The sequence below is a fragment of the Vibrio sp. B1ASS3 genome, assembly GCF_905175355.1.
GTDB lineage: Bacteria > Pseudomonadota > Gammaproteobacteria > Enterobacterales > Vibrionaceae > Vibrio > Vibrio owensii.
Window position 1 is genome coordinate 3,944,696 of the sequence record NZ_HG992742.1, and the last position, 19,948, is coordinate 3,964,643.

13 protein-coding genes and 5 tRNA genes are annotated in these 19,948 nt (G+C 46.4%); 6 read left to right on the forward strand and 12 right to left on the reverse strand.

Features of this window, described 5'->3' with window-relative positions:
• Positions 1-368: 368 nt before the first annotated feature.
• From KJB05_RS17860 to KJB05_RS17885, 6 genes are all read right to left on the reverse strand, one after another.
• Positions 369-1,382 (reverse strand): IS110 family transposase, encoded by a 1,014-nt coding sequence (locus tag KJB05_RS17860; protein ID WP_213053086.1) that lies wholly within the window; start codon positions 1,380-1,382, stop codon positions 369-371.
• A 104-nt stretch (positions 1,383-1,486) separates the two neighbouring features.
• Positions 1,487-2,476, reverse strand: a complete 990-nt coding sequence (locus KJB05_RS17865) for an SPOR domain-containing protein (protein ID WP_208446419.1) — start codon at positions 2,474-2,476, stop codon at positions 1,487-1,489.
• 159 nt (positions 2,477-2,635) lie between these two features.
• Positions 2,636-3,592 (reverse strand): ABC transporter permease, encoded by a 957-nt coding sequence (locus KJB05_RS17870; RefSeq protein WP_208446418.1) that lies wholly within the window; start codon positions 3,590-3,592, stop codon positions 2,636-2,638.
• A 2-nt stretch (positions 3,593-3,594) separates the two neighbouring features.
• Positions 3,595-4,572 carry an ABC transporter permease gene (locus tag KJB05_RS17875; RefSeq protein WP_005434633.1) on the reverse strand — a complete coding sequence of 326 codons (978 nt, stop codon included), beginning with the start codon at positions 4,570-4,572 and terminating at the stop codon, positions 3,595-3,597.
• A 146-nt stretch (positions 4,573-4,718) separates the two neighbouring features.
• Positions 4,719-6,272, reverse strand: a complete 1,554-nt coding sequence (locus KJB05_RS17880) for an ABC transporter substrate-binding protein (RefSeq protein ID WP_038877076.1) — start codon at positions 6,270-6,272, stop codon at positions 4,719-4,721.
• A 105-nt stretch (positions 6,273-6,377) separates the two neighbouring features.
• Positions 6,378-8,093: an ABC transporter ATP-binding protein gene (locus KJB05_RS17885; RefSeq protein ID WP_005434636.1), complete on the reverse strand. Its 1,716-nt coding sequence runs from the start codon at positions 8,091-8,093 to the stop codon at positions 6,378-6,380.
• 686 nt (positions 8,094-8,779) lie between these two features.
• Here KJB05_RS17885 and KJB05_RS17890 point away from each other — a divergent pair.
• Together KJB05_RS17890 and KJB05_RS17895 are read left to right on the forward strand one after the other, a co-directional pair.
• Positions 8,780-9,505: an HAD family hydrolase gene (locus KJB05_RS17890; RefSeq protein WP_208446417.1), complete on the forward strand. Its 726-nt coding sequence runs from the start codon at positions 8,780-8,782 to the stop codon at positions 9,503-9,505.
• 319 nt (positions 9,506-9,824) lie between these two features.
• On the forward strand, positions 9,825-11,204 hold the full coding sequence (locus KJB05_RS17895; RefSeq protein ID WP_213053097.1) for an IS4 family transposase: 1,380 nt from the start codon (positions 9,825-9,827) through the stop codon (positions 11,202-11,204).
• Positions 11,205-11,363: 159 nt separating this feature from the next.
• On the opposite strand, the gene KJB05_RS17900 is transcribed toward KJB05_RS17895, so the two are convergent.
• The 5 genes from KJB05_RS17900 to KJB05_RS17920 all read right to left on the reverse strand — a co-directional run bounded on the left by KJB05_RS17900 (position 11,364) and on the right by KJB05_RS17920 (position 11,969).
• Positions 11,364-11,440 (reverse strand) — tRNA-Pro (locus KJB05_RS17900).
• 65 nt (positions 11,441-11,505) lie between these two features.
• Positions 11,506-11,581 (reverse strand) — tRNA-His (locus KJB05_RS17905).
• 48 nt (positions 11,582-11,629) lie between these two features.
• Positions 11,630-11,706, reverse strand: a tRNA-Pro gene (locus tag KJB05_RS17910).
• A gap of 76 nt (positions 11,707-11,782) precedes the next feature.
• Positions 11,783-11,858 (reverse strand) — tRNA-His (locus KJB05_RS17915).
• A 34-nt stretch (positions 11,859-11,892) separates the two neighbouring features.
• Positions 11,893-11,969: transfer RNA gene (locus KJB05_RS17920), tRNA-Arg, on the reverse strand.
• 361 nt (positions 11,970-12,330) lie between these two features.
• On the opposite strand from KJB05_RS17920, the gene KJB05_RS17925 reads away from it, so the two are divergent.
• Positions 12,331-12,744 (forward strand): cytochrome c5 family protein, encoded by a 414-nt coding sequence (locus KJB05_RS17925; protein ID WP_005434644.1) that lies wholly within the window; start codon positions 12,331-12,333, stop codon positions 12,742-12,744.
• Positions 12,745-12,816: 72 nt separating this feature from the next.
• Here the strand turns inward: KJB05_RS17925 and rep are convergent, their stop codons facing one another.
• The gene (gene rep, locus KJB05_RS17930) at positions 12,817-14,832 is read right to left on the reverse strand and encodes a DNA helicase Rep (RefSeq protein ID WP_009705430.1); all 2,016 of its coding nucleotides are present in this window, start codon (positions 14,830-14,832) and stop codon (positions 12,817-12,819) included.
• A 170-nt stretch (positions 14,833-15,002) separates the two neighbouring features.
• On the opposite strand from rep, the gene KJB05_RS17935 reads away from it, so the two are divergent.
• Genes KJB05_RS17935 through vmeD form a run of 3 tightly spaced genes read left to right on the forward strand, consistent with a single transcriptional unit; the run spans position 15,003 to position 19,843 of the window.
• On the forward strand, positions 15,003-15,584 hold the full coding sequence (locus KJB05_RS17935; RefSeq protein ID WP_009705429.1) for a TetR/AcrR family transcriptional regulator: 582 nt from the start codon (positions 15,003-15,005) through the stop codon (positions 15,582-15,584).
• Between the two features lie 18 nt (positions 15,585-15,602).
• Complete coding sequence (gene vmeC, locus KJB05_RS17940; protein ID WP_208446394.1) at positions 15,603-16,709, forward strand: efflux RND transporter periplasmic adaptor subunit; 1,107 nt, start codon at positions 15,603-15,605, stop codon at positions 16,707-16,709.
• Between the two features lie 11 nt (positions 16,710-16,720).
• Complete coding sequence (gene vmeD / locus KJB05_RS17945; RefSeq protein ID WP_208446395.1) at positions 16,721-19,843, forward strand: multidrug efflux RND transporter permease subunit; 3,123 nt, start codon at positions 16,721-16,723, stop codon at positions 19,841-19,843.
• The last annotated feature ends 105 nt before the right edge of the window (positions 19,844-19,948 follow it).

The following is a 19,948-nucleotide window of genomic DNA, read 5'->3' on the forward strand; positions in this document are numbered from 1 at the left end:
TAGCCAGATTCATCTGCATCGTCGACGCAGAACGTTCTGGGAAAAGTGCAAAGGCATCAAAGAAGTATACTGTTGCGCTAACTGCCACAAGGAAACCCAACTCAAATAGCTCCTCTATTTGAGGCCGCAAAAATGTATGGTCCGCCCCGTTATTGCAACTACAATTTAGTAATAACGGAGTTGGTTTGCGCTAATGTATTCGGAGTCCACGTTGGGAACATTAACTTCCCGCTCCACGATGATATCCGCGCCAGATTATCCTTAAAAGCCCCAAAGCAACTAGGTGCTATTTTTTGTATCAGGTTACTAATCTGGCCGATCGACCGTTTTTGTCATCACGTTCATTGGCGTTGCAAACTTGGTTATGGCTATACAGCCTTAAAAGCTTGGCGGTGGTACAACACCGCCCAAGCTATTCTTGCTAGCTTATTGGCAAGTGCGACTACCACTACATTAAACGGCTTTGTTGCTCGTAAATTGACTAACCAATCTCCAAACACTTTTCCTGTTGTTTCTATCCTAGATAGCACGGACCTCGCTCCATGTATAAATAGAGCGCGAAGGTGTTTGTTCCCTCGTTTACTCATGCCTAATAGCTTTGATTTGCCACCCGTTGAATACTGCCTTGGAACGAGTCCTAGCCATGCAGCCATCTCGCGACCTCCACCAAAGTTTGAAGGAGAACTGATATTAGCCACACACAGCGTTGCTGTTAAATCACCAATACCAGGAATACTCTTCAAAAGCTCGGCATTTTCATTATTTTCAGTAATTGCTTTCAGTTTTCTATCTTGAGTAGATACTTGCTCATTTAGGTATTTATAGTGCTCATGAATCGAGAGCAACTCAGCGACCAGACTCGGTGGTAGTTTTATATCTTGCTCGGCCAACCACTGAAATAGCGCTTTCATCTTGGCATGGCCTTTAGGAAAACTCAGCCCAAACTCAAGTAGTATTGCTCCAATTCGGCTCATACAAGCCGTTCGTTCTTTGATATAACCATCCCTCACTCGATGGATAGCTGCGATTACCTGAGCTTCCTCTGACTTGGCAGAGACAAATCTCATGCTTGGTCGACTCGCTGCTTCTGCTATCGCAGCTGCATCAATAAAGTCGTTCTTGTTACCTTTGACGTAAGGTTTTACATATTGAGGCGGGATAAGTCGAACTCGATGCCCATAGGCTTCACACTTTCTCGCAAGCCAGTGAGCACCACCACAGGCTTCAAAAGCGATGATGGTAGGTTCAAGTACAGATAAGAAACGAAGTAGTTGGATTCGACTAAACTTACGGCGAATAACGTCTTTGCCAGTGTGATTGTTACCAACCGCATGAAAGCAGTGCTTGCCTAAATCGATACCTAAGATGTGAATGGTAGACATATGGTTCACCTCGTTCTGAGAGCCTACTCTAAGCGTAGGGCTTGAGAGTGAGGCGGACCATATAATTAGCCCCGCTCAAGCGGGGCTCTTTTGTATCTGTTTAATTACTTCACACAAATCACATTGAGTAAGGATGTACCCGTGAGCTGATTCGGTTCTCGGTCGGCAAACAAGCCCTTCTTATCTTTACCCCAGTAAGGCAACTGCAGCGGCCAGTTGTTTTTCTCCATCACTCCAGATGCACGCAGCGTTTTGAATTCCGAGACGCTCGCCAAGTCCATACTTAGTTGCTGACATACCTTTTTCGAGCTCACATAGTTTAAGCGGTTCCATGGTTTTCCATGTTCCATATAGAACTGGTTGTTGTTCTCGATTAAATACGGCACCACAAATGTCTTGCCCTTCAATACCGTTTTCAAACGCACTTCAACGTTGTCATTCTTGATAATTGGTTGAGCTGGTTTAGTCACCTTAGTTGACTTAGCGGCAACTGGTTCTGGCTGCTTTGGCTTGGACGCGACTTTCGCAGGCGCCTCTTTAGCTTTGAAAGCGTCCGTATTCGGGCGAGTCGCGGCTACAGGAGCAACAGGGGCCACAGGCTTTGCCTTCGCGGCAGGCATCGGCTTAGTTTGCTTCACTGACTCTGACGTACCTTTGCCAACCACACGAATAAAGGCTTCTTTATAGGTCGACAAGGTTTTGACTCGTTGTAAATCCTGCGAGGCTTTGGCAAATTCAGTATAAGGACCAATAAGACATCGGTAGCCTTTTTGCTCTGGCTTCATCCAAACATCGGTGGTGATTTTGCCGTAGATCGGCTTGGCTTTGGCTAAAGACATCGGTTTTGGCAACAAACCACATTGAATCCAGAAGAAATCATTGCCTCCCTGCGGCACTTTCTTTCCCCATACCCCTTTCCCGATCGGACAAGATTGCTCAAGTACTGGCAGTTCTTTGTTACTCGCTTGAGAGGCTTGGCAAAGAAAACCCTCCGCGAATACCGGTGTCGAAAATTGGGCGCACGCCAACAGCAATCCAAGGCTCAAGCCGGATTGGACGATACGAGAGGATTGTTGTGCCTTCTTCATTTCCATACGCTTCACTCTGAACAGTAGGTGATGAAATTATCGCGACAAAGCGTCAATAAAACATGAATAAAAAGTGATAAGCAAAAAAAGAGCCGGAATTGCATCCGGCTCTCAGTTTAGAAAGAATTTTATGAAATAGGCAACGTATAGGTGCGTATTTAGTGATTAACCCTTGTAGATTTTCGGGTTAAACACGTCACGCAACCAGTCACCTAATAGGTTGATAACCAGTACCAGCGTTACTAGCACGATACCTGGGAAGGCCGTAATCCACCATGCACCAGAGAAGATGTAGTTAAAGCCGATGCTGATTAGCGCGCCTAGAGATGGTTGGTCTACCGGAAGACCTAAGCCTAGGAATGACAGTGCCGCTTCCGACATGATTGCGTTCGCTACCTGTACTGTCGAGATAACCAAGATTGGAGATAGACAGTTCGGCAGAATGTGACGGAACATGATGCGAGGCGCTTTAAAGCCCATCACACGCGCCGCTTCGACGTACTCTTTCTTCTTCTCTGCCAATACCGAAGCGCGAATGGTACGTGCGTATTGCGGCCATTCTGCCACGCCGATAATCACCACCAGCATGACCACTGCATATTGACTGTAAAAATCACTGCCAAAGCTGGCTTTAAAGATTGCCGAGACGATGATCGCCACCATCATGGTCGAGAACGACAACTGTACGTCTGCAAAGCGCATCAAGAAGCTATCGATACGACCGCCGAAGTAACCAGCAGACAAACCAATGATGATGCCCAGCACCAACTGAAGACCAACCGCAAGAAAGCCGATGGTCAAAGACAGGCGAGAGCCATACAGAATGGTCGATAAAATATCGCGCCCTTGCTCATCGGTACCTAACACAAAACGCTCGTCACCGTCTTCCATCCAAGCAGGCGGCAATTCCGAGTCCATGATATCGATGGACGTGAGATCATAAGGGTCGGTTGGTGCCAGTACAGGGGCAGCAATCGCCAACACCAAAAACACCATAAATACGGTGAAGCTGGCCATCGCGACTTTATCGCGCTTAAAGTAGTACAAGAAATCTGAGTTTTTAAAACGTTGCCACGCTGACGGTACTGCTTCAGGAGCGGCCGTTACATTTGATTGGCTCATGGTTAAGCTCCTTTTCCAGTTAGGTTCACTGTCGGGTTGATGATGCCGTACAGCAAATCAACAATGGTATTGGTTACCACGAAAATCAGACCAACAAAGATAACGTAAGCAGTGATCAACGGTGTATCTACACGGTTGATTGCCTCAAGGAAAAGAAAGCCCGTACCCGGCCACTGGAACACGGTTTCAGTAAGAATGGTGTAAGCTACCATGGTACCAATCTGCACACCGCCCACCGTCAGAACAGGTAGCATGGTGTTCTTAAGTGCATGTTGGTAATAAATTTTGTTTAAATTCAGGCCTTTTGCTTTGGCGAACTTGATGTATTCCGAGCTCAGCACTTCCAACATTTCTGAACGTACCAAACGAATGAACAGCGGCAACATGATCGAAGCCAGTGCCACACAAGGTAGAATCAAGTGCTTGATACCATCAATGGTAAAGAAGCCTGATTCCCAACCGAGCACATTAGCCGTTTCACCCCGCCCGTAGGAAGGCAGCCAGCCTAGCTCAATGGAGAAGACGTACATCAGCATGATCGCGGTTAAGAACACCGGAATCGAGATACCGACACTACTCATCGCCATAACAAATTTGGTAAAGATGCTCTTCGGATGAATCGCGGAGTACACCCCAAGAGGAATTGAGAGAAGAATGATAATGAGCGTCGCACCAAACACGAGCTCTAGCGTCGCCACCAGCTTATCGAGAATTACCTCAACCGCAGGTCGCTTGAAGAAGTAAGATGTACCTAAATCACCTTGTAGCGCATTGCCCACAAAGCGAGTGTACTTTGTGATAAAGGGATCGTTCAGGCCCAGTTCGTCACGCAGCGCTTGACGCTCCGCTTCTGAAACCGACTGACCTACAAGCTCACGCAGCGGGTCACCCAGGTTATCCTGAATGGCAAACGCCACCAAACTGATCACAAACATCACTATCAGTGCCTGAAACAGGCGCTTGACCAGAAACGAAAACATTCCTTGCCCCTTAACTATCCATAGATCTCTATTCAGAGAGAAAATTCAGTCTGTAAAACCAACTCAGTCCGACTGAAACAAAACTGAGTCGAGTGCTTTAAGTTGAGGAGGGACATCCATCCCTCCTCAAAATCGACTAACCGTGATTATTCAACCACTAGGTCACCGAAGTAAGGCATTACCATTGGGTTAACGATGTCTGCCGCTTTCACGTTAGACTTCGCGCCCCACGCTTCACTTTGCCAGTGTAGCGGTACGAATGCTGCGTCGTTGTATAGTGTTGCTTCTACGCCTTTCAGCATTTCTGCACGCTTCGCTGGATCCGTTTCTACGTTCGCAGCTTCAACTACTTTGTCCATTTCTGGGTTTGAGTAGTAACCACAGTTGTACTGACCGCGACCAGTATCTTCGTTACGAGTCATGGTTAGGAACTCGTTGAAGTTCGCTGAATCTTCCGTATCTGAGTGCCAACCGATCATCAGCATGTCTGCCGCACACTTGTCGAACTCTGGCCAGTATTGCGCTTTTGGCATCGTCTTCAGATCAACCTTGATGCCGATCTTAGACAGCATTGCCGCCGCCGCTTGCGCTACTTTCGCATCGTTCACGTAACGGTTGTTTGGCGCGATCATCGTTAGCGTTAGGCCATCTTCGTAGCCCGCTTCTTTCATCAGTTCTTTCGCTTTCTTCAGATCGTAGCGAGGAACCAGTTTGTCATCGTGACCTACGTAACCTGCAGGGCTTTGCTGACCAGCCGCCGTTGCGAAGCCTTTCATGATTTTCTTCACGATGCCTTCGTTATTGATTGCGTGAACAATCGCTTGGCGAACGCGAACGTCTTTCAGTGCTTCGTTGCTGTTTTGGTTTAGTTGGAACGTGATGATACGAGTACCAGGTAGCGTTACTAGGTCGATGCCGTCTGCATCTTTCACGCGTTTGTGATCGTTTGGCGCAACAGGGTGAATCATGTCAACGCCGCCAGAAAGTAGCGCTGCTACGCGAGTCGCGTCTTCTTTGATTGGTACAAGCGTTAGTTTATCTACGTTACCTTTCGACTCTTTGTCCCAGTAGTCTTTGAAGCGTTCGAATTCCACTTTTACGCCCTGCTCACGAGAAGTCACAATGAATGGACCCGTGCCAGATACGTTAGTCGATGCAAATGAGTTACCGTGCTTCACTAGCTCAGACTTGTCTTTGCCATCTTCTGTCTTACCAGAGTAAAACTTGCTGTCCATTGGGAAGATGTAAGTCGCCGTTTGCAGGACAAGTGGGTAAGGACCTTTAGTCACTAGATCCACTGTGTAGTCGTCAACCTTCACGATTTTTTCGTACGGGTCGAAGATAGCTTTGAAATCTGGAGAGCTTTGTAGACGTTCGAAAGTCCATACTACGTCGTCCGCCGTCATGTCATTACCAGAGTGGAACTTAACACCTTGGCGTAGCTTGAAGCGTACCGTTGTATCGTTCACACGTTCCCAGCTTTCTGCTAGACGAGGTTCAAAGTCCATGTCTTGTGTGAAACGAACTAGTGGATCAAATACCATGTGTGACATTTGCAGCGTACCGCCTGATAGCTGCTCATGCGGGTCTAGCGATACAGGGTCAGCTGCGTAGCCAACTTTGATATCTGCTGCCATTGCGTTAAAGCTTAGGCCCGCTGCCATTAGCGCCACTGCTAATTTGCTTTTCATGGTTTTCATTTGCATAACTCCTTCATGCGGGAATTCGAATCCCTTGTTGTGTTTGCGTCTTTGTTATGACTAAGGTTTGTTGACCTTGATGGTCAGCCAAGCGAAAAACTTGGTTTATGCCGTTTTGATTTCTTCTCTCAAACCTGTGAATTCAGGCATCAGAGAAATCAGTTTCTTGCTGTATTCATGCTGAGGAGCGGTAAATAGCTGCTCAGTTGGCGCCACTTCCAGTAGCGTACCCATCTGCATCACGCCCACTCGGTCACACATTTGGCGAATAACCGGTAAGTCGTGGCTGATAAACAGCATGGTGAGGTTGAGCTCACTTTGCAGATCTTTTAGCAAGTTCAGAATTTGTGCCTGTACCGATACATCCAACGCTGATGTCGGTTCGTCACAAATCAGTAGTCGAGGACGGGTCGCCAGTGCACGCGCAATAGAAATACGCTGACGCTGACCACCGGAGAATTCATGAGGGTATTTCACGCCCGCCATTTTGCCCAAACCTACGTGATCAAGCAGGTCATTCACAATCTGACGCGTTTCCGCTTCATTCTTAGTGAGCTTATGGAAACGAATTGGCTCCGCGATGATGTCGAAAATCTTCATACGCGGGTTCATTGAAGTGTATGGGTTTTGGAAGACCATCTGCATTTGACGACGCAGTGGACGACGCGCTTTTTCTGATTTCAGTGCCGTTAAGTCAATGCCTTCAAAACTTACTTGGCCTGAGTTTGGTTCATACAAACCTGCAATCACACGTGCGATGGTCGATTTACCTGAGCCAGATTCGCCCACCAAGCCAAACGTCTCCCCTTCGTGCACTTCAAAACTGACATTGTTTGAGGCCTGCACGTATTCGCGGCGGCTTTCAAACAACGAATCTTTGGTCACGAAGCGTAGGTTTACGTTCTTCACATCCAATAGAGGGCCGGTGTACTCGCGTTGGTCTTGGCTTTGGCCTAGCCAGTGGTTCTTGATATCCAGTTCTTGTAGCTCTGTTGCTTCTTCGATGTAGCTCACTAGCGGGAAGCGATCGAGTTTTATGTCAGAACGAGGAACCGCAGAAATCAAGCTGCGTGTGTATGGGTGATCAGGATCGCCCAATACCTTAGCGGTTGGGCCAAATTCAACCAAATCACCACGGTACATAACTGCTACACGGTCAGTCACGTTTGAAACCACACCCATGTCGTGCGTCACCAACATACAACCTACGTTGTTCTTGATACACAGTTCACGGATAAGGTTTAAGATTTGGTCTTGGATTGATACGTCGAGTGCCGTAGTTGGCTCATCGGCAATGATCAGATCTGGCTCACCAGCCAGTGCAATAGCAATAACCACACGCTGACGCATACCGCCAGAGAATTGGTGTGGGTACTGTTTAAGACGGTTTTCAGGTTGCGGAATGCCAACCTGTTGCATAAGAGAAAGCGCGCGTTGATACGCCTCTTCATCCGACACCTTCATGTTGGCGTGGATAGTCTCTTTCAATTGTTGCTCAACCGTAAATAGAGGGTTAAGAGAGGTCATTGGGTCTTGAAAGATAAAGCCAATCTTAGAGCCGCGAACCTTACGCATCGCTTCTGGCGTCAAGCCAGAAATTTTCTCTCCATCAAGGTACACATCGCCGCTGGCAACACGACCCGGAGGACTAAGCAAATCAATAACGGCGTTACCAACGGTGGATTTACCCGCACCTGATTCGCCAACAACACCCACAATTTCGCCACGATCGATATGAAAAGAAAGCGATTTCACGGCCGCATGGACACCGTGACGGGATGGATATTCAATACGAAGGTTTTTCACCTCTAATAGTGACATTTCAGACCTCTACTGCCTTGTCTGTGGTATCGAATCGCGCAATGAAAGCGCCATTCATCACCTGAATGAATCCGTTCAAATTCAGAATAATACTCTGAAATCTTAATGCGGAGACAATTTGGCAAAAATTACACAAAAAAGCAACAATTAAAGTATATTCCGCCTAAAAAACATTATTTACACGCACAATGAGCGAATGGAAATGCATTAACAAGTATTTAACCATTTTCATAGCACACCATTTTTGTGCGTTACGCACCAATAAAAACAGAAAAATGCTCTAAATTTACGCATAAACTCACTATTGATAGTATCCCTATTATTCACACGCCAACATTAACATTTACCAAACAATATTCCGTTCTTATTGGGATTTTTCGACATAAAATGTTACTAACAAAATAGTCTGCATACATAAAAAGCCAAAATTCCCCTACACACATAGAGGTGAAAACGTGAGCAGATCTGCAAAACAAATGAAATCTGTCACCTAACCTAGGTTATGCGTCAGTTATGCGATTTTGTGATTAAGCTAATTTTCTATCGATTGAAAACGCTCTCTGAACAGGGGGCTTTGGTGGGGGAAAAGAGAAGATCAGCCATCAGTTTTACGCTTTCCACTGTTATTTTGAGTGAGATAAGAGATAATCAAACTCTAACGTCGAGTAGTGAATGAAGGAGCCCCTGTGCTTAAAGCGATATTTTTTGATATGGACGAGACTTTATGTGGCACATCTCAAGCCGATAAAGTAGCAGGACAAGAGTTTGCCGATTGGATTGCTCAAACTTACCCTCAGGTCGCTAGCTCCACGGCCTTCGTGCAACGCTACTTACAAGGTGTGTATAAGAAGCTAAACGACGAATTCCCTCAGCTTATTGCTCTACTGCCAGATGAAAATGCGTTCCGCTGCGGTTTAATCCAAACCATCTTGGCAGAACAAGGTATCGAGATCGATACAGAACAAGCGCAGCAGGCACAAAGCTTCTTCGATTCAGCTCGAATGGGTGCTTTTACCTTCTTCCCAGGCGTGAAGGAAATGCTGACTGAGCTACGCCAACACTACAAATTGGTGGTAATCACTAACGGCCCTATCTTCTCCCAGCATCCAAAGCTCAAAGCGACACAAATGAGTGAATGGGTGGATCACATTATCGTTGGTGGCGAAGAGCCCGAAGAGAAGCCAGCTGCAAGTATCTTCCACAAAGCACTCAACCTTGTTGACGCGAAACCAGAAGAAGCGATTCATATTGGTGATTCTCTACCAGCCGATATTGCGGGTGCCAACAACATGGGCATTCTGAGTGTGTGGGTTAACGAAGCAGGCACAGCAAATCCAACCGATATCAAGCCAAACTATGAAGTGAAAGAGACGGTTGAGTTAAACGAAATTCTAAAAACGCTCGCTCAATAAAACGCTTAACTCAAGAAATACAAAGCCCCAGCCACCGTGCTGGGGTTTCTTTTATCAGCTTGAAAAGCATTTGGATCATGGGTGGTCAAAAGCTCCCAGAGCTGTACATTTTGGTGGAATTGAAAATGAAGTGAGAGCTTTTGAGGATGAGAAACGTAAAAAAGCCCCAGTCTTTCAACTGGGGCTTTAAAACGACGAAAGCCTGCTAAAAAGCCTGTCTCTTATACACAAATCCCCAAGCTTATAGCTTGGGGATTTTTTTGAACTCTTTAACGTGTGTGCGCTCTGATCACTTAAGAATCCTTACTGAAACACTAAGATGACACACTCAGACGCTAAACTTTGGGCACAAGAACAATTTGGACAAGCACAACTTAAAGACCCTCGAAGAACACAACGCCTCATCAGTTTAGCGACTTCCATTGCTAATCAACCAGGAGTCTCCGTGGCTAAACTTCCTTTTTCTCCCGCCGATATGGAAGGGGCATATCGCTTTATCCGCAATGAAAACATCGATGCAAAAGACATCGCTGAAGCAGGTTTTCAATCAACGGTATCTCGAGCTAACGAGCATGAGGAATTACTCGCGCTTGAAGATACAACAACGCTCTGTTTTCCTCATCGAAGTATAAAAGATGAACTCGGGCACACGAATCAAGGCGACAGAATTCGAGCTCTCCATGTACATTCGACGTTACTTTTTGCACCACAAAGTCAGACCATTGTTGGTCTTATAGAGCAACAACGATGGAGCCGAGATATTACTAAGCGTGGGCAAAAGCACCAACACGCGACTCGTCCTTACGAGGAGAAAGAGAGTTACAAATGGGAGCAAGCTTCTCGCCGTGTCGTTGAGCGCCTAGGGGATAAGATGTTAGATGTTATCTCGGTCTGTGACCGAGAAGCTGACCTATTCGAATACTTAACTTATAAACGTCAACATCAGCAGCGTTTTGTCGTTCGTTCAATGCAAAGCCGCTGTCTAGAAGAGCACGCTCAAAAGCTTTACGACTATGCGCAAGCGTTACCAAGCGTCCAGACAAAAGAGCTTACCATCCCCCAAAAAGGAGGAAGAAAAGCGAGAGATGTAAATCTTGATGTTAAATATGGTCAGGTGACATTAAAGGCTCCAGCAAACAAAAAGGAGCACGCAGGCATACCTGTTTATTATGTTGGTTGCCTTGAGCAAGGGACATCAAAAGACAAGTTAGCATGGCACCTCTTGACGTCGGAGCCAGTAAACAACGCTGAAGACGCCATGAGAATTATCGGTTATTACGAGCGTCGATGGCTGATTGAAGACTTCCATAAAGTCTGGAAAAGTGAAGGTACGGATGTGGAGTCACTAAGACTCCAAAGTAAAGGTAACTTAGAGAGGTTAAGTGTCATCTATGCCTTTGTTGCGACACGTTTATTGGCGTTACGCTTCATTAAAGAGGTTGATGAGCTATCAACAGAAAGTTGTGAAAAGGTCTTGGGCAAAAAAGCTTGGAAGCTGCTGTGGTTGAAACTAGAAAGTAAGACGTTACCTAAAGAAACGCCGGATATGGGCTGGGCGTACAAGAATCTCGCTAAATTAGGCGGTTGGAAAGATACCAAGAGGACGGGCAGAGCTTCAATAAAGGCACTTTGGGAAGGATGGTTTAAACTACAAACCATCCTTGAAGGCTACGAACTCGCAATGTCTCTTGATCACTAGACTTGTGATCAAGAGACAGGCTAAAAAGCAGGCTTTCTAATGGTGGTCGGTGAAGAGAGGTTCGATCGGACTGGCGCTCCAGCCCACGCCCCTCTGGTCCCAACACTCTAAATTTCAAACGTAAAAAAGCCCCAGTCTTTCGACCGAGGCTTTAAATAGTGGTCGGTGAAGAGGGATTCGAACCCCCGACCCTCTGGTCCCAAACCAGATGCGCTACCAAGCTGCGCTATTCACCGAACTGTATTTGCTGATTCTCTCAAATCAGACAGGATACTTCAACTAAGAAGTCACCATTAATTAATGGGGTGGCTAACGAGATTCGAACTCGCGACCACCGGAATCACAATCCAGGGCTCTACCAACTGAGCTATAGCCACCATCAATTTTTGCTGTTTACCGCTTTATTATAGCCATAAACTAAATAGTGGTCGGTGAAGAGGGATTCGAACCCCCGACCCTCTGGTCCCAAACCAGATGCGCTACCAAGCTGCGCTATTCACCGACGAATTTTGTTTCGACTCTTGGGATATCTGAATCAAAACTGGAAACTTCATTAACTTAATGAGTTACCGAAATAATGGGGTGGCTAACGAGATTCGAACTCGCGACCACCGGAATCACAATCCAGGGCTCTACCAACTGAGCTATAGCCACCACTATGTTCGTGCCTTTGATTTGTATTCCGGAATGGCACGCCCGAAAGGATTCGAACCTTCGACCTTTGGCTCCGGAGGCCAACGCTCTATCCAACTGAGCTACGGGCGCATGCCCCATCGGCGGAGAGGAATAATACGGATATCACACTATGCCGTCTAGTACTTTTTTTACTTTTTTTCTCGTTTGGTCTCTTTTTCGACAGTTATCTGCCTTTAAAGAGAATTTTTGATGTGATTCACGCCCTGTCATGGATAACTTGTTGTTTATTGCAACAAGTTATCAGGATATAATCACCCATTATTTACATTGATTTAACAGCTGCAACTTGGTTGTTTAATCACTCTAGACCGTTAGATAAGGTTTTCTGCTCACTATAGAAGCAATCGCGTAAAACTTTCTCCAACGGCTCTAAATACTCTAACTATATAAATAGGTAAGTCACTTACCTCGGGAATGTGAAGTGGGTTTAATGGATATGTCTCGACGAATGATTAGCGTTTTGTTCGCTGCCTTAACTTTCTCTACGGCAGCTTTAGCTTCTGACATCAGCCAAACTGAATACGATGCGATCGCAGAACGCATCAAACCTGTCGGTGATGTTTATCTTGCAGGAGCAGAACCAGTAAAAGCAGAGCCAACTGGTCCACGTGATGGTGCGTCAGTTTACGGTACTTTCTGTATTGCTTGTCACGCATCTGGCGTGAACGGCGCGCCGAAAACTGGTGATGCTGCAGATTGGGCACCACGTATTGCACAAGGCAAAGACGTGCTGACCAACCATGCAATCCAAGGCTTCAATGCGATGCCTGCTAAAGGTACGTGTATGGACTGTTCTGACGACGAAATCATCGCAGCCATCGACCACATGATTGAAGGTCTATAATAAAGACATCAACGAAAAAGGCTTGCCATATGGCAAGCCTTTTTGTTTTTAGTTAGTCGTCACAACGCTGCATTACTTCTTAAACATTGCTCGAATATTGGCGATGTGTGCTTGGCCTTTTGCCATACGCTCTTCTGCCGATACTGGCTTTTTGTTTACCTCCCATTCAACGTCATCAAATGGCAGCTCATCTAAGAAGCGACTTTGCGTCGGCTTGATCAATTCACCAAACTGTCGACGTTCCTTACACATGGTAAAAGTCAGCTCGCGCTGCGCACGGGTAATACCCACGTACATTAGGCGGCGTTCTTCTTCAACGTTGTCTTCATCAATACTGGTTTGGTGCGGCAGAATGCCCTCTTCCGAACCAATCAAGTACACGAACGGGAACTCGAGGCCTTTCGAAGCGTGCAGTGTCATTAATTGAACCGCATCGCTGTCTTCATCTTCTTCACCACGTTCCATCATGTCGCGTAGGGTAAGACGTTGAACCACCTCTTTTAGCGTCTTCTCTTCTTGGTCGTAGTTGTCGCCTTCTAGATCGGCCACAATCCAAGAATAAAGGTCAGAAACGTTCTTCATACGCATTTCAGCCGCTTTCGGGCTTGCTGACGTTTCGTATAGCCAATCTTCATAATGAATATCACGTACAAGCGAACGCACCGCTTCAACCGTATCACCTCGCTCAGCTTGATCAGCAATAGCTACCAACCATTGCGTGAAACGGCGTAGATTCTCTAAGCCACGGCCGGTTAGGTGCTGCTCTAGTCCCATTTCAAAGCTGACTTCAAACAAGCTCTTACCACGCATATTGGCGTAGCTACCCAGTTTTTCTAGAGTCACGGGACCAATTTCACGACGCGGCGTATTCACAATACGTAGGAATGCGTTGTCATCATCTGGGTTCACCAACACACGTAGGTAAGCCATGATGTCTTTGATCTCTGCTCGAGCGAAAAAAGACGTGCCGCCAGACAGTTTGTATGGCACACGGTTTTGCATCAGTGACTTTTCAATCAAACGCGATTGGTGGTTACCACGATACAAAATCGCATAGTCTTTATATTCGGTGCGGTTTAGAAACTTGTGCGCAATCAATTCACCTGTTACGCGCTCTGCTTCATGCTCTTCATTTTTAGCCAGCAACACTTTGAGCTTTTCGCCGTCAGGAATTTCTGAGAACAGCGATTTCTCATACACGTGTGGGTTATTCGCAATCAAGATGTTAGCTGCACGCAGGATACGACTAGTGGAACGGTAATTCTGCTCCAACTTAATCAAACGCAGATTTGGATAATCTTCACCAAGCAACACCAAGTTTTGCGGCTTAGCGCCACGCCATGAATAGATGGATTGGTCATCGTCGCCTACAACAGTTAAACGACCGCGCTCGCCAACGATGAGCTTAACCAAGTCGTATTGGCTGGTGTTGGTATCTTGATATTCATCCACCAATAAGTAACGAATGCGATTTTGCCAGCGTTGGCGCACTTCTTCGTTATTACGCAGCAGTTGCACGGGTAGGGAAATCAAGTCGTCAAAATCAAGCGCGTTGTACGCCTTCATCTGCTTTTGGTACATCTCGAAGCAGAACGCAAACAGCTGTTGTTGCTCACCTTGAGCCAGCGCCTTAGCTTGCTCCGGTGTCAGCATGTCGTTCTTCCAGTTCGAGATTGAACTCAAAAGTTGGCGCAACAAGTCTTTGTCACCATCAAGCTGCTTCTCTGTTAGCTCTTTGAGTAGCGCGAGCTGGTCTTGATCATCAAACAATGAGAAGCCCGCTTTCAAGCCAAGGTGCTTGTACTCGCGCTTGATGATGTTCAACCCTAACGTGTGGAACGTCGAGACCATCAGACCTTTCGATTCAGATTTACCTAACGTTTGGCCAACACGCTCTTTCATCTCGCGTGCCGCCTTGTTGGTAAAGGTTACCGCAGCAATATTGCGTGCCTTGTAGCCACACTGCTGAACCAAATAAGCGATTTTATTGGTAATAACACGAGTTTTACCCGAACCAGCGCCCGCTAGCACCAAGCATGGGCCTGATACGTACTTAACGGCTTCGTCTTGTCTGGGGTTCAGCTTCATAAAAATTCTCTGCGGGTGGAAATAGTGGCGCCTATGATAAAGGGGTGAGTGTGTGAAAGCTACGGTCATTTTCACGTAATTTTTACACAGAGAGTTGCAACATTTTGTTGCATAACTGACCAGTCTTTGCGCTATAATGAATGAACGTTCATTCATTTGGTGGTGTGGTTATGACCTATAACACTACTGGAGATAAATACGAGCAAATCATCGCAGCTGCCGAACGCTTAATTGCTGAATCGGGTTTTCATGGTCTATCTATGCAAAAGCTCGCAACTGAAGCAGGTGTCGCAGCAGGCACGATTTATCGATATTTCTCAGATAAAGAACATCTTTTAGAAGAAGTCCGCCTTACCGTTACCAAACGTATCGCGGAGGCCGTTCAAGCGGATGTTCATGACGATATGCCCCTGAAAGAGCGTTACCGCACTATGTGGCTCAATATTTGGCACCTTGCTGGATCAAATTTAGACACCTTAAGTAATCGTGTCCAATATGAATCACTGCCTTGTGGAAATCGTAAAAGTACTCGGGAACTTGAAAGGCAAATGTTTGCCCAAGTAGATCGTCTTTTTAATCAAGGCAAAGTGGAAGGGGTATTTAAACCTCTCGATAACGAAATTCTTTCAGGGTTAAGTTTCGAAGCTAGTGTTGCGCTTGCTAGAAAACATGCTTTGGGATTTTATCAGTTGGATGAAGACGCGTTGGAAGCAGCCGTTGAAGCCAGCTGGGATGCAATTATTAAACACTAACTTGGAGTTCTTAATAGAATGAAAAAGTGGACTTTCTTTATGTTACTTATCGCGATTCTTCTGTTCGGAAGCGTGATAGGTTTCAACTTATTCAAGCAACAGAAAATTGCTGAATACATGGCGAATCGTCCGGAACCAGAATTCCCAGTAACCGTAACAGAAGTACAAGCGGTTGATTGGGTTCCTGTTATCGAGGCGATCGGCTTCATTGAACCTAACCAAGGTGTCACTGTTGCGAACGAAACCAGCGGTGTGATCGATAAGATTTCTTTCGACTCTGGTACTCAAGTTGAAGAGGGCCAACCTTTGGTTCTTCTAGACTCTGAAGTAGAAATCGCAAACCTCAAGAGCTCTCAAGCTAAACTGCCAGCGGCTCAAGCTAAGTACAAACGCTACCAAGGCCTTTTCAAGAAAGGTTCTATCTCTAAAGAAGCGTATGACGAAGCAGAAGCAAACTACTTCTCACTGAAAGCGGATATCGAAAGTCTTAAAGCGACCATCGACCGCCGTGAAATCAAAGCGCCTTTCGCTGGTGTAGTTGGTATTCGTAACGTTTATCTTGGTCAATACCTACAAGCAGGTACTGACATCGTACGTCTTGAAGACACATCGGTAATGCGCCTGCGTTTCACCGTGCCTCAAACAGACATCTCTCGCATCAAGCTAGACCAAGAAGTAGACATCTTTGTTGATGCTTACCCTGATAAGCCATTCAAAGGTTCTATCTCTGCTATCGAGCCTGCGGTTAACGTTCAAAGTGGTCTGATCCAAGTTCAAGCTGACATTCCAAACAGCGATGGCAAACTTCGTAGTGGTATGTTCGCTCGTGCAAACATCATTCTACCGAAGTTAGATAACCAAGTAACACTGCCACAAACGGCTATCACCTTTACCCTATATGGCGACAACGTGTACATCGTAACTGAAGAAGACGGTGAAAAACGCGTTAAGCAACACGTGGTAAAAGTGGGCGAACGTACTAAAGACATCGCGCATATTCTAGAAGGCGTGAAACCAGGTGATGTAGTGGTAACGTCGGGTCAAATCCGTCTAAGTAACCACGCGAAAGTGACCATCGTTGAAGATTCGGCACTGACACCACCTGCTGAAACACCAATGCTTTAATTGGAGGCATCATGCGCTTTACTGATGTTTTTATTAAACGTCCAGTTTTAGCGGTATCGATCAGCTTTTTGATTGCGTTGCTTGGTTTACAAGCCGTATTCAAGATGCAGGTTCGAGAATACCCTGAAATGACAAACACGGTGGTTACCGTAACCACCAGTTATTACGGTGCAAGTGCTGACTTGATCCAAGGCTTTATTACTCAGCCTTTGGAGCAAGCCGTCGCGCAGGCCGATAATATCGATTATATGACTTCATCCTCGGTTCTAGGTACGTCTACCATTACCGTAAACATGAAGTTGAACACCGACCCGAATGCGGCGCTGTCTGACATTCTGGCGAAAACCAACTCGGTTCGTTCACAGCTTCCAAAAGAAGCAGAAGACCCGACAGTAACGATGTCGACAGGTTCGACAACCGCGGTACTGTACATTGGTTTCACCAGTGATGAACTGTCTTCGAGCCAGATCACCGACTACCTTGAGCGTGTAATCAACCCGCAGCTATTTACGGTAAACGGTGTATCGAAAGTTGACCTATACGGTGGTATGAAATACGCACTGCGCGTATGGCTAGATCCAGCGAAAATGGGTGCACTTAAGCTGACTGCGACAGATGTGATGGGTGTGTTGAATGCCAACAACTACCAATCTGCAACTGGTCAGGCAACAGGTGAATTCGTTCTTTACAACGGTAGCGCAGATACTCAGGTATCCAACGTTGCTGAGCTAGAAGCTCTGGTTGTTAAAACTGGCGACGGTGATGTGATTCGTCTTGGCGATATTGCGAAAGTAACGTTAGAGAAGAGCCACGATATCTACCGTGCAAGTGCGAACGGTCAGGAAGCAGTAGTTGCAGCGATCAACGCGGCACCGAGTGCTAACCCGATTAACATCGCAGCTGATGTTCTTGCGCTATTGCCTCAATTAGAGCGCAACTTGCCAAGTAACATCAAAATGAACGTGATGTATGACTCAACCATCGCTATCAACGAATCAATTCACGAAGTTGTGAAAACCATTCTTGAAGCAGCGGTGATCGTACTTGTGGTTATCACCCTATTCCTAGGTTCATTCCGTGCGGTTGTGATTCCTATCGTTACCATCCCGCTATCACTGATTGGTGTAGCTATGGTGATGCAGGCAATGGGCTTCTCGTGGAACTTGATGACACTTCTGGCAATGGTACTCGCCATCGGTCTGGTGGTGGATGACGCGATCGTTGTTCTTGAAAACGTCGACCGTCACATTAAAGAAGGCGAATCCCCGTTCCGTGCAGCCATTATCGGTACACGTGAAATTGCGGTACCAGTAATTGCAATGACCCTAACGCTGGGTGCGGTATATGCGCCAATCGCGTTGATGGGTGGTATTACAGGCTCACTATTTAAAGAGTTCGCGTTAACCCTAGCGGGTTCGGTATTTGTATCCGGTATTATCGCATTAACTCTGTCACCGATGATGTGTTCGAAGATGCTTAAGGCCAACGAAGAGCCAAGCAAATTTGAGCAGAAAGTACATCACGTATTGGATGGCATGACCAACCGTTACGAGAAAATGCTGACGTCAGTGATGGCACACCGTCCTGTGATCATCGCGTTTGCGATCATTGTATTCGCAAGTTTGCCGATTCTGTTTAAGTTCATTCCAAGTGAACTGGCACCTTCGGAAGATAAAGGTGTGGTTGTACTAATGGGTACAGCACCATCAAACGCGAACTTGGACTACATCCAAAACACCATGAACGACGTAAACAAGATTCTATCTGACCAACCAGAAGTAGAATACGCTCAGGTGTTTAACGGTGTACCAAACTCAAACCAAGCATTCGGTCTAGCAACTCTGAAACCTTGGAGTGAGCGTGAAGCAAGCCAAGCTGACATCACTAAACGTGTAGGTGACCTTGTTTCTCATGTACCTGGTATGTCAGTAACTGCGTTCCAAATGCCAGAACTTCCTGGTGCAGGTTCAGGTCTGCCGATTCAGTTCGTTATCACTACACCAAACAGCTTCGAAAGCCTGTTTACTATCGCTAGTGATATCTTGACTGACGTATCGAAGAGTCCAATGTTCGTCTACTCGGATCTGGATCTGAACTACGATTCAGCAACGATGAAGATCAGCATCGACAAAGACAAGGCAGGCGCATACGGCGTGACCATGCAAGACATTGGTGTAACGCTAAGTACCATGATGGCGGATGGTTACGTAAACCGTATTGACCTAAATGGACGTTCATATGAGGTAATCCCTCAAGTAGAACGTAAGTGGCGTCTAAACCCAGAGTCGATGAAGAACTACTACGTACGCTCAGTTGACGGTAAAGCAGTGCCACTTGGCAGCTTGATCACGATTGATGTTGTCGCAGAGCCTCGCTCACTGCCTCACTTCAACCAACTAAACTCAGCAACGGTTGGTGCAGTACCAGCACCTGGTGTAGCAATGGGTGACGCAATCAACTGGTTCGAAGACGTGGCACAAAACAAACTGCCATCAGGCTACAACCATGACTACATGGGTGAAGCACGTCAGTTTGTAACGGAAGGTAGCGCACTATACGCAACATTTGGTTTGGCACTGGCGATTATCTTCCTAGTACTGGCGATTCAGTTTGAATCTATCCGCGATCCAATTGTAATCATGGTATCGGTACCGCTAGCGGTATGTGGTGCATTGATTGCTCTGGCGTGGGGTACGGCATCGATGAACATCTACTCGCAGGTTGGTTTGATTACCCTGGTTGGTCTGATCACCAAACACGGTATCTTGATCTGTGAAGTAGCGAAAGAAGAGCAGCTACATAACAAACTGTCTCGTATCGATGCGGTAATGGAAGCAGCGAAAGTTCGTCTTCGTCCAATCCTGATGACGACAGCAGCGATGATTGCAGGTCTTATCCCACTGATGTACGCAACAGGCGCAGGTGCTGAACAGCGCTTTAGTATCGGTATCGTAATCGTTGCTGGTCTGGCGATCGGTACGCTGTTTACGCTATTCGTACTGCCTGTGATTTACAGCTACCTAGCTGAGAAACACAAGCCACTGCCAGTGTTTGTTGAAGACAAAGACTTGGAAAAGCTAGCTCGTGTAGATGAAGCGAAAGCCGCTCACCGCGAATTAGCAGATAACAAGTAAGCATAAAGCACTAAGAAAAAGGTCACTTCGGTGACCTTTTTTATTGCTGCTCTCTTTTTTGCCATCTAAATGGCGACTTTCCCGTATCATTTACATAGAATGTGG

Bases quoted from the DNA above. Each gene is read 5' to 3' on its own strand.
- KJB05_RS17860 (WP_213053086.1), bottom strand. From the start codon at position 1,382: ATGTCTACCATTCACATCTTAGGTATCGATTTAGGCAAGCACTGCTTT.
- KJB05_RS17865 (WP_208446419.1), bottom strand. From the start codon at position 2,476: ATGGAAATGAAGAAGGCACAACAATCCTCTCGTATCGTCCAATCCGGC.
- KJB05_RS17870 (WP_208446418.1), bottom strand. From the start codon at position 3,592: ATGAGCCAATCAAATGTAACGGCCGCTCCTGAAGCAGTACCGTCAGCG.
- KJB05_RS17875 (WP_005434633.1), bottom strand. From the start codon at position 4,572: ATGTTTTCGTTTCTGGTCAAGCGCCTGTTTCAGGCACTGATAGTGATG.
- KJB05_RS17880 (WP_038877076.1), bottom strand. From the start codon at position 6,272: ATGAAAACCATGAAAAGCAAATTAGCAGTGGCGCTAATGGCAGCGGGC.
- KJB05_RS17885 (WP_005434636.1), bottom strand. From the start codon at position 8,093: ATGTCACTATTAGAGGTGAAAAACCTTCGTATTGAATATCCATCCCGT.
- KJB05_RS17895 (WP_213053097.1), top strand. From the start codon at position 9,825: ATGACACACTCAGACGCTAAACTTTGGGCACAAGAACAATTTGGACAA.
- KJB05_RS17925 (WP_005434644.1), top strand. From the start codon at position 12,331: ATGGATATGTCTCGACGAATGATTAGCGTTTTGTTCGCTGCCTTAACT.
- rep (WP_009705430.1), bottom strand. From the start codon at position 14,832: ATGAAGCTGAACCCCAGACAAGACGAAGCCGTTAAGTACGTATCAGGC.
- KJB05_RS17935 (WP_009705429.1), top strand. From the start codon at position 15,003: ATGACCTATAACACTACTGGAGATAAATACGAGCAAATCATCGCAGCT.
- vmeC (WP_208446394.1), top strand. From the start codon at position 15,603: ATGAAAAAGTGGACTTTCTTTATGTTACTTATCGCGATTCTTCTGTTC.
- vmeD (WP_208446395.1), top strand. From the start codon at position 16,721: ATGCGCTTTACTGATGTTTTTATTAAACGTCCAGTTTTAGCGGTATCG.